This window comes from Sinomonas mesophila, from assembly GCF_001999765.1.
GTDB lineage: Bacteria > Actinomycetota > Actinomycetes > Actinomycetales > Micrococcaceae > Sinomonas > Sinomonas mesophila.
This window is the reverse complement of the sequence record NZ_KV908332.1, coordinates 25,776-35,817: the sequence shown is the minus strand read 5'-3', so window position 1 is coordinate 35,817 and position 10,042 is coordinate 25,776. Positions and strand designations below refer to the sequence as shown.

Genomic DNA, 10,042 nt, shown 5'->3' with positions numbered 1-10,042 from the left:
CCGCCCACCCTGACGATGACCTCGGCTCGACCCACCTCGCCGGCGGCCGCGCCGCCCCGCCCGGGGCGGCTGGGGACGTCGTGCTGAGCTTCAGCGACGGGCGCAGCATCGCGCTGCGCGGCCCCGTGCTCGTGGGCCGCAACCCGGCCGCGTACGAGGACGAGACCGTCCAGCAGCTGCTCGCCGTCGAGGACCCGGGCAAGAGCGTGTCCAAGACGCACCTCGCCGTCTGGAGCGAGCACGGGCGCGTCTGGGTCCAGGACCGCAAGTCCACCAACGGCACGCGTGTCGTCCGGGCCGACGGCGCCGCCTCTCCCGCGCCGGCCGGCGAGCCCGTCGAGGTCGACGCCGGGGACGTCGTGCACTTCGGAGACCACTTCTTCTCGATCGGCAGGGGCCGCGCGTGACAGACACCCACTTCGCCGACCTCGAGCCGCGCCTGACCCTCACGGTCGGCTTCGGCACCGACCGGGGCCTGCGGCGCGAGCTCAACGAGGACGCGTTCCTCGCCCAGGACCCGGTCTTCATGGTCGCCGACGGGATGGGCGGGCACGAGGCCGGCGAGGTCGCGAGCCAGCTGTGCATCCAGACCCTGCGCGAGGCCCCCGTCCTGGCGCACGGCACGCACCGGGCCACGGCTCGGCAGATCCAGCAGGTCATCGAGCGGGCCGACTGGCGCATCCGCCAGGCCACGGGCGCGCGGGCAGGGACGACACTGTCCGGGGCCGTGCTCATCGAGATCTCCTCGGTGCCCTACTGGCTCGTGGCCAATGTCGGCGACTCGCGCACGTACCGGCTCAGCAGCAGCGGCGGCCTCGTGCAGATCAGCGTGGACCACTCCGAGGTCCGCGAGCTCATCGAGGCGGGGGAGATCACGCCCGAGGAGGCGCTCGTGCACCCCCGCCGGCACGTCGTCACCCGCGCCCTCGGCACCGGCGAGGACGCCGAGGCGGACTTCTGGCTCCTGCCCGTCGAGGACGGCGACCGGCTCCTCGTGTGCTCAGACGGGCTCACGAGCGAGCTGCGCGATACGGAGATCCACAGCATCCTCGCCTCGCACGAGCATCCGCAGGACGCCGTGGACGCACTCGTGGACGCCGCGATCCGCAAGGGCGGGCGGGACAACGTCACGGTCGTCGTCGTCGACGTGCGCGACGCCGCCGATGCGCTCGGCCTGCCCGAGACCGCGCCGCGGCTCAGCCCGGATGGGGACACACTCGACCGCGATACGGGCCCCGTGCCAGTGGTGGGGGCCAAGGGTGCGGAGGGTGACGGCACGACCGGCGGCGGCGCGCGCGGCCAGGACAGCGGACAGGGGGAGGAGGACGACGATGGCGACGCGTGAGTACTGCCCGGGCACCCGATGGACGCTCGTCGCGCGGGGGCACCTCGCGGTGCTCCTGCCCGTCGAGCACGGCCGCCCCCTCGTCCCCCGCCTGTGGGCCCTCCTGGGCGACGGCACTGACCTCTACGGAGTCCTCGATGCCCTCACGGCCGAGTTCGGGTTCGCCCGGCTCCCCGCCTTCGGCATCGCCGAGCACCGCGAGCGGCTGCGCCTGCTCGTGCGCGGGGCCGTGGACGCGGCGGTCACGACGCCGGCGGGCCGCGAGCGCGTGAGCGGCGCCGACGTCGGCACGTGGCTTGAGCGCGGGGTCGACGGCTGGACGGCGGTCGAGCTCGTGGGCGAGGACGACGGCGGCCCCTCGCTCCCGCTCGAAGGCGGCGCCGTGGGTGCCGCGTCCGTGCGCGTGCATTCCGGGAACGGGGCAGCGCCGATGCCGGCGGCTGAACCGGCGACCGCGGCTGCACCCGCGCCGACGGCTGCCCCTGCCCAGACGGAGGCCCCCGCGGCTGCCCCGGCCAGGGAGTCCGCTGCGGGGGAGCCGGCCGCTGGAGAGCAGGGCAGCCTCGACGCGACGATCCTTCCGCCCACGGACACCCAGCTCCCGGCCGACGAGGCCCCGCTTCCTGCCGCCGAGCCCCCCGCCGAGGCTGCTCCTGCGGCAGCGCCGGCCGAGGACCACCCCACGACGACGACGTCCTCCTACGACCAGCTGTGGGGCAGCACGGTCGTGCGCTCGGTCGAGGACGCGGCCGTGCGCGAGAGCGAGGCCGAGGAGCACGACGGGCCCGGGCCCGAGCAGACGACCGACCCGCTCCCGCCGCCGCGGACGACGGAGCCGCTGGCCCAGCCGGCAGCGGCCCCGCCGGCATCCCCGGCTCTCGCATGGACGCCGCCGAGCCTCCTCATCGACTCCCTCCCGTGGGCCGGGCCGGCCCCGGAGCCGGCCGGCCCCGGCCGGGACCGGGAGAGCCCGCAGGCGCCCGAACGGGGCCCCGAGGACCGCTCCATCACGTCCGAGCTCTTCGGCGACCACGACGGCGAGACCGTCATGCGCAGCGACCTCGACGGCCTTGAGGACCAGCCCGCGGACCGCGGCGCCACGGGAGACCTCGGCCTGACCGTGCCGCCGCCCGCCGGCGACGACGCCGGCGCAGACCGCCGCGGCGCCCCGCCGTCGCCGGCGGACCGCCGCGAGGGGCCTCTCGTGCTGGGCCGCCGCTGCCCGCGCGGCCACGCCAACCCGCCGTCCTACGCCCAGTGCCCCGCCTGCGGCGAGCCCATCACGGGCGAGCCCGAGCAGCTCCCGCGCCCCGCCCTGGGCCGGGTCCGGTTCTCGAGCGGCGAGGTCATCGAGCTCGAGGAGCCGCTCGTCGTCGGGCGCCAGCCCTCCGTCTCGCGGGTCGCGAGCGGCGGCATGCCGCGCCTCGTGACGGTCGCGAGCCCGTCCGGCGACATCTCGCGCAACCACCTCGAGGTGCGCCTCGAGGGCTGGCACGTCATGCTCCGCGATCTCAAGGCGACCAACGGGACCGTGCTCGAGCGGCCCGGCCAGTCGCCGCGCAGGCTCGCGCAGGGCGAGATGTCGATCGTGCTCGACGGCGACGTCGCGGACCTCGGGGACGGCGTGACCCTGACCTTCGAGGCGGTGCCGTGAGCTCGAAGCGCCCGCCCGCGCCGCCCCCCGAGCTTCCCGGCTTCCGCTACCTGGGCCTGCTCGGCTCGGGCGGCTTCTCGGACGTCTTCCTCTACGAGCAGGACCGCCCTCGCCGCAAGGTCGCCGTCAAGGTCCTCGTCTCGGGCCTGCGCACCGAGAGCGCGCGCCGCCAGTTCGAGACGGAGGCCAACCTCATGGCCCAGCTCTCGTCCCACCCGTACATCGTCACGATCTACCAGGCGGAGATCACCGACGACGGGCACTCGTACCTGGCCATGGAGTACTGCTCGCGCCCGAGCCTCGACATCCGCTACCGGCGCGAGCGCCTGAGCGTCGACGAGGTCCTCGCGATCGGGATCCAGGTCTCCTCCGCGGTCGAGACGGCGCACCGGGCCGGGATCGCGCACCGCGACATCAAGCCGGCGAACATCCTCGTGACCGACTACAACCGGCCCGCGCTGGCCGACTTCGGCATCGCCGGCACGGTCGAGGGCGGCGGGGACAGCGACATGGGCATGTCGATCCCGTGGTCCCCGCCCGAGTCCTTCCGCAGCGGTGCGGTCGACGGCGTGCGGCTGGACGTGTGGGCGCTCGGCGCGACGCTCTACACGCTCCTCGCCGGACGCTCGCCGTTCGTCCTCCCGGGAGGGGACAACTCGCAGCGCTCGCTCATCCAGCGCATCCACTCGGCGCCCGTGCCGCCGATCGGCCGCCCCGACGTGCCCGAATCGCTCGAGCTTGTGCTCTCGACCGCGATGTCCAAGGCGCCCGAGAGCCGCTACTCCTCGGCCCACACGTTCGCCCTCGCGCTCCAGCGGATCCAGAGCGAGCTGAGCCTGTCGGTGACGCCGTTCGAGGTGCTCGAGGAGGTCGTGGACGACGACGACCCGGACGCGGGCTTCGAGGAGACCCGCGTGCGCGGGGTCGTCTCGATCAACCCCGAAGGGACGCCGCGGTCACCGCGTCCCGCGCCCGCCCCGCCGGCGCCGACCCGCCCGGGGGCCGCGGCGGGCGCGACGACGGGGGCACTCGCCTCGACGAGTGCGCCCCTGCGGGCCCCGTACGCCCCCGCACCCGCCGACACCGCCGGCTCGACCGTTGTGCGGGGCCAGGGCAACGCGCCCACTGACACAGCGGACTCGACAGTCCTGCGCGGCGACGCGACCGTCCTGCGCGGGCAGGCCGGCCAGGGGCAGTGGGACGGGCAGGACGACGGCGAACACGGCGACCCCGAGGAGGGGCACCCAGGCGCGCGGCGCCGTCGGACGCTCGTCGCCTCGATCGCCGCCGGAGCAGTCCTCGTGGCCGCCGTGGTCGCGGGGGTGCTCGTGGCCCCGAGCCTCGCGGACCGGCCCACCCCGAACCAGACGACGCACAGCGCGCCCCCGGTCGATGCCCTTGACTCGGGCACGGTCCCGGCCGTGGAGCACCTCGCGGGCACCGACGCCGGGGCGAACGTGAAGTTCACGTGGACCAACCCGCAGCCCAGGCCGGGGGACTCCTACATGGTCACGGTCCTCAAGCTCACGGGGCAGGAGCCGCCCCGGGCCGTCACGGCGACCGAGGTGCTCGTGCCGAAGCAGGCCTCGGGCGCGACGTGCGTGCGCGTCGTCGTCCGGCGCAGCGACGGCGCCGCTGGGGCGATGGACGAGACGGCGCCGAGCGCGTGCTTCCCGGCGTGACGGGGGCCACGAGAGAACTGACGGACACGCCAAGCGGGAGGGGCAAGGCATGACAACGGACAGCACGGGCTACGCGCCGCCGGGCGCGGCCACGGACGCAGCGGGGGGCAGGGCGGGAGATCTCGTCGTGGACTTCTGCGGCGAGCTCTACCGGCCAGACCCGGCGGAGGTGTTCAGCATCGGCCGGGAGGGCGACCTCGAGGTCGACGACAACCCGTACCTGCACCGGCGCTTCCTCGAGATCTCCCGCATCGACGGGATCTGGTGGCTCAGCAACGTGGGATCCCTGCTCTCCGCGACGGTCGCCGACCTGAGCGGCGGGCTCCAGGCCTGGGTCGTCCCGGGCGCGCGCATCCCACTCGTGTTCGGCCACACGAACGTCATCTTCACCGCGGGCTCCACGACCTATGAGTTCGCCGTGCACGTGCGCACCCCCGCGTTCCGGCAGAGCATGGTGATGGAAAGCGCAGACACTACCGGCGACGTCGGCGAGACGACGATCGGCCCGATCACGTTCACAGACTCGCAGAAGGCCCTCATCGTCGCCCTCGCCGAGCCCATGCTGCGCCGCGACGGGACGGGCCTGAGCGCCATCCCGACCTCCGCGGCGGCCGCCAAGCGCCTTGGCTGGGCCCTGACCAAGTTCAACCGCAAGCTCGACAACGTGTGCGACAAGCTCGACCGTGTGGGCGTCGCCGGGCTGCGCGCCGGCGGCGGCAAGCTCGCGACCAACCGCCGGGCGCGGCTCGTGGAGCACGCCGTGAGCTCCCATCTCGTCACGGCCGACGACCTGGCGCTGCTCGACGCGCAGCTGCTCTCCGGACCCGAGGGGGACTAGTGCGGATCAGACTCACGCTGCGGCGCGACCCGTCGCCGGCAGCGGACCTCGCCGTGACCGTGGACGGCCTGGCGACCGTGGCCGACGTGGCCCGCGAGCTCTACCTCGCCGACCCGGCACGCACCGAGGGTGCCGACCCCGCGCCCACCGCGCTCGATGGCCTCACCCTGCGCGTCGAGGAGTCCGTCCTCGCCGGGGGCATGACCGGCAGGGTCCTCGACCCCGCGGGCAACCTGCTCGAGTCCGGACTCCGGCAGGGCTCGACCGTCTCGGTCTCGCGCGTCGACCCGCGCGCAGGCGGGCCGGGCAGCTTGGGGGCGGTCGACCGCGGGCCCGCCGCGGCGACCCTGCGCGTGGTCTCCGGTCCCGATGCCGGGGCCGAGTTCTCGCTCCCGGCAGGGGCGAGCCTCATCGGCCGCGGGGCGGGCGCCGACGTCGCGCTCACCGACCCGCTCGCCTCGAAGCGGCACGCGCGCATCACCGTGGGGGAGACGATCGAGATCGTCGACCTCAACTCCTCCAACGGGCTCGTCATGGACGGGCACACCGTCTCCCGCGCGGTGCTCGCGTCCTCGGACGCGGTCACGATCGGCGAGACGACCATCTCCGTTGTTCGACTGGGCAGCGGGCTCGGCCATGGAACAGCCCGGGCCCAGACCTCGCCGCTCGTGCCGTTCAACCGCTCCCCGCGCGTCGTGCCGCGGTTCCCCGCCCAGGAGCGCGAGGTCCCCGAGGGTCCGCAGCGGCCCAAGAACCAGCCGTTCCCGATCGCCATGGTGATCCTGCCGATGGCCATGGGCGCCGTGATGCTCGTGGTCCTGCAGAACCTGCTCTCGGTCATCTTCATGGCCATGATGCCGCTCTTCTCGATCGGCATGTGGCTCGAGTTCCGGCGCCACGCGAAGCAGGAACTGCGCGAGGAGAGCGCCCTGTTCGAGGGGCGCCTCGCCGAGTTCGGCCGGCAGATCACCGAGCTGCAGACGGTCGAGCGTGCCGTGCGGCTCCAGGAGGCCCCCTCGGTCGCGGAGACCGTCGAATCGATCTACCGGCTGGGGCCGCTCCTGTGGACACATGCCCCGGAGCACCGCGAGTTCCTCACCGTGCGACTTGGCCTCGGCGCCGCTCCGAGCCGGGTCACGGTCACGACGCCCAAGGAGGGCCAGACCCTCCCCGAGTTCACACGCCGCATCCACGAGGCCGCCGAGCGCTTCGCGGTCCTCGACGCGGTGCCGATCACGGCGAGCCTGCGCCAGTGCGGCGGTCTCGGCATTGCGGGACCGCGCGGCCTCGTCGAGGACATCGCCCGCGGCGTGGTCCTGCAGGTCGCGGGCCTGCACTCGCCGGCCGAGGTCGCCATCGCCGCCCTCGCCTCCCACGAGTCCAAGGCCCGCTGGGACTGGCTCCAATGGCTCCCACACGTCGGTTCGCCACACTCGCCGCTCGCCGGGGACCACCTGGCCGCCGGGTCGGCCGCCGGGACGCTCCTGCTCACGCGCCTCGAGGACCTCCTCGCGGTGCGCACCTCGGGCGGCATGACGCGGCCGACCGGCCGCCGCGGCGCCGTCGCGGAGGAGCACGACGGCGCGACCGAGCCGATCGTGCCCACCGTCGTCGTGATCGTCGAGGACGATGCGCCCGTCGACCGCGGCCGGATCACCCGCCTCGCCGAGCTCGGGCCCGACGTCGGCATCCACGTCGTGTGGGTCGCCGCGAGCGTCGAGCAGCTCCCGCAGTGCTGCCGCGACTTCGTCGTGGCGGACGGCGAGCACGGCGCCACGAGCGGCCACGTGCGCCTCGGCAGGCACACCTACCCGGTGAGCTGCGAGAGCGTCGACGAGGCCCTCGCCGTCCAGCTCGGGCGCATGCTCACCCCGATCGTGGACGTCGGCAAACCCGTCGACGACGATTCGGACCTCCCGCGCGCCGTGAGCTACGTGACTCTCGCCGGCAAGGAGATCGCGGACGACGCCGGCACCGTCGCCGAGCGCTGGCAGCAGTCCAACTCGGTGCGCTCGAGCGCCGTCGCCAATCCCAAGGCCAAGGGGACGCTGCGCGCGCTCGTGGGCTCCAAGGGCGTCGAGCAGTTCTTCCTCGACCTCAAGAACGAGGGCCCCCACGCCCTCGTCGGCGGGACCACCGGCGCGGGCAAGTCCGAGTTCCTCCAGTCCTGGGTGCTCGGCATGGCGTCGGCGTACAGCCCGGACCGGGTCACGTTCCTGTTCGTCGACTACAAGGGCGGCGCGGCCTTCGCGGACTGCGTGAGCCTGCCCCACACCGTCGGGCTCGTGACGGACCTGTCCCCGCACCTCGTGCGCCGGGCCCTGACCTCGCTGCGGGCCGAGCTGCACTACCGCGAGCACCTCTTCAACCGGAAGAAGGCCAAGGACCTGCTCGCGATGGAGCGGGCCGCGGACCCGGACACGCCCCCGTACCTCATCATCGTCGTCGACGAGTTCGCCGCGCTCGCCACGGAGGTGCCCGAATTCGTGGACGGCGTCGTGGACGTCGCCGCGCGCGGCCGCTCGCTCGGCCTCCACCTCATCCTCGCGACCCAGCGGCCCGCCGGCGTCATCAAGGACAACCTCCGCGCGAACACGAACCTGCGCATCGCCCTGCGCATGGCGGACGAGGCCGACTCCGAGGACATTCTCGGCGAGAAGACCGCAGCGTACTTCGACCCGGCCATCCCGGGCCGCGGTGCCGCCAAGACGGGGCCCGGCCGGATCCAGGGCTTCCAGACCGGGTACGCGTCCGGGTGGACCACGGACAAGCCGGCCAAGCCGCGGATCGACATCGTGGAGATGGACTTCGGCTCGGGCGCCGCGTGGGAGCAGCCCGCGTCCGCCACCGCCGGGGCCGAGCTGGAGGTGGAGGGGCCCAACGACATCGCCCGCATGGTCCGCACGATCTCGACCGCCGCGGACCGGCTCGAGATCGGCCTGCCGCGCAAGCCCTGGCTCGAGGAGCTCCCGCAGACCTACGACTTCACGAGGCTCCCGAACCCGCGCACCGACGAGCGGCTCCTGCTCGGCGTCGTCGACAACCCGGCCCGCCAGTCCCAGCCCACGTTCTCCTACGAGCCGGACCGCGACGGGAACATGGCCGTCTACGGAACGGGCGGCTCGGGCAAGTCCGCGGCGCTGCGCACCATCGCCGTCGCCTCGGCCGTGACGGTGCGCGGCGGGCCCGTGCAGGTCTACGGCATCGATGCGGGCTCCCAGGGCCTGCACATGCTCGCGGACCTGCCGCACGTGGGCGCCGTGATCGACGCCGACGACGCCGAGCGCGTCGGGCGGCTCATGCGGCACCTCGGCGCGATCGTCGACGAGCGCTCCGACCGGTACGCCGCGGCCCGCGCCGGGACGGTCGGGGAGTACCGCCGGCTCGCGGACGCCCCGGACGAGCCGCGCATCATCGTCCTCATCGACGGCATGGGCGCCTTCCGCGAGCTCTACGAGTACTCCTCCGAGAGCAACGTCTTCGACATCCTCACCCAGCTGGCCTCTGACGGGCGCGCCGTCGGCGTCCACCTCGTCATGACGGGCGACCGGACCAACTCGATCCCGGCCTCGATCGCCTCCTCGGTGCAGAAGCGCATCATCCTGCGCATGACGGGCGAGGACGACTACATGATGTTCAACCAGCCCAAGGACGTCGTGACGCCGCAGTCGCCGCCGGGGCGCGGCGTCGTCGACGGCCTCGAGCTGCAGCTCGCAATCCTCGGCGGGAACGCGAACGTCGCCGTCCAGGCGCGCGAGATCGGCCGCCTCGCCGCCGCCATGCGCCGCCAGGGCGTGCCCGAGGCGCCGGGCATCCGGAGCCTGCCCGACGTCGTCGCCGGCGACCGGCTGCCGCTCGACAGCGGGCGCGTCGCGATCGGCATCGAGGACACGAGCCTCGAGCCGCTGTTCGCGGACCCGTCGGGCGCTTTCATGCTCACCGGCCCTCCCGGGTCGGGGCGCACGACGGCGATCGTCGCCCTCGCGGCGGCGCTGCGGCGGGCGCGGCCCGGCGTCCGGCGCGTGTACGTCGGGGCGCGCACGTCGGCGATCGCCTCGCTGCCCCTGTGGGACGCGAGCTACACGGGCGAGGACGCCGTCTCGCAGGCCGCGGAGGAGCTCCAGATCGAGGTGGGCGTGCGCGAGTTCGCGCTCTTCGCCGAGGGCATCACGGAGTTCGACTCGTCCCTGGCCGAGAGCCCCCTGACGGGGCTCATCACGGCCATGGACCGGGAGGGCTTGTGGGTCGTCGGCGAGGCCGAGACCTCCGCGTGGAGTTCGGCGTGGAGCCTCTCGCAGCCGTTCAAAAACGGCCGCCGCGGCCTCCTGCTCAACCCGGCCGAGCACGACGGCGACTCGCTGCTGAACACGTCGCTCGGGCGGATCCGCAATCCCAAGTACGTTCCGGGCCGCGGCTACTACATCGCCCGCGGGCGGGCGTACAAGGTGCAGGCGGCGTATGAGGACCTCGGGGGCCAGGGGTAGTTGTCCCCATCGACGCCTCCGACGCGGGGCCGATAGCTT

The 10,042-nt window shown here is 74.0% G+C and carries 6 protein-coding genes; all 6 read left to right on the top strand.

Translation table 11 applies throughout. The annotated features are described in order from the left end of the window. Positions 1-407: FHA domain-containing protein (locus BV907_RS10780; RefSeq protein WP_217697916.1), on the top strand; the 407-nt coding region annotated here is incomplete at its 5' end. Next, the gene (locus BV907_RS10775) at positions 404-1,345 is read left to right on the top strand and encodes a PP2C family protein-serine/threonine phosphatase (RefSeq protein WP_077489732.1); all 942 of its coding nucleotides are present in this window, start codon (positions 404-406) and stop codon (positions 1,343-1,345) included. The genes BV907_RS10780 and BV907_RS10775, both read left to right, overlap by 4 nt. Continuing rightward, a complete protein-coding gene (locus BV907_RS10770) occupies positions 1,332-2,999 on the top strand; it encodes a double zinc ribbon and FHA domain-containing protein (protein ID WP_077489731.1) in 1,668 nt (555 codons plus the stop codon). The genes BV907_RS10775 and BV907_RS10770 overlap by 14 nt, the downstream gene beginning before the upstream one ends. Beyond that, positions 2,996-4,681 (top strand): serine/threonine-protein kinase, encoded by a 1,686-nt coding sequence (locus tag BV907_RS10765; protein ID WP_077489730.1) that lies wholly within the window; start codon positions 2,996-2,998, stop codon positions 4,679-4,681. The genes BV907_RS10770 and BV907_RS10765 overlap by 4 nt, the downstream gene beginning before the upstream one ends. A 49-nt stretch (positions 4,682-4,730) precedes the next feature. Further along, on the top strand, positions 4,731-5,519 hold the full coding sequence (locus BV907_RS10760) for a hypothetical protein (RefSeq protein WP_245827917.1): 789 nt from the start codon (positions 4,731-4,733) through the stop codon (positions 5,517-5,519). Then, positions 5,519-10,003: a type VII secretion EssC family protein gene (locus BV907_RS10755; protein WP_077489729.1), complete on the top strand. Its 4,485-nt coding sequence runs from the start codon at positions 5,519-5,521 to the stop codon at positions 10,001-10,003. Before BV907_RS10760 ends, BV907_RS10755 begins: the two co-directional genes overlap by 1 nt. Positions 10,004-10,042 lie beyond the last annotated feature (39 nt).

Coding starts and splice junctions, on each gene's coding strand:
- BV907_RS10760 (WP_245827917.1), top strand. CDS start 4,731: ATGACAACGGACAGCACGGGCTACGCGCCGCCGGGCGCGGCCACGGAC.
- BV907_RS10770 (WP_077489731.1), top strand. CDS start 1,332: ATGGCGACGCGTGAGTACTGCCCGGGCACCCGATGGACGCTCGTCGCG.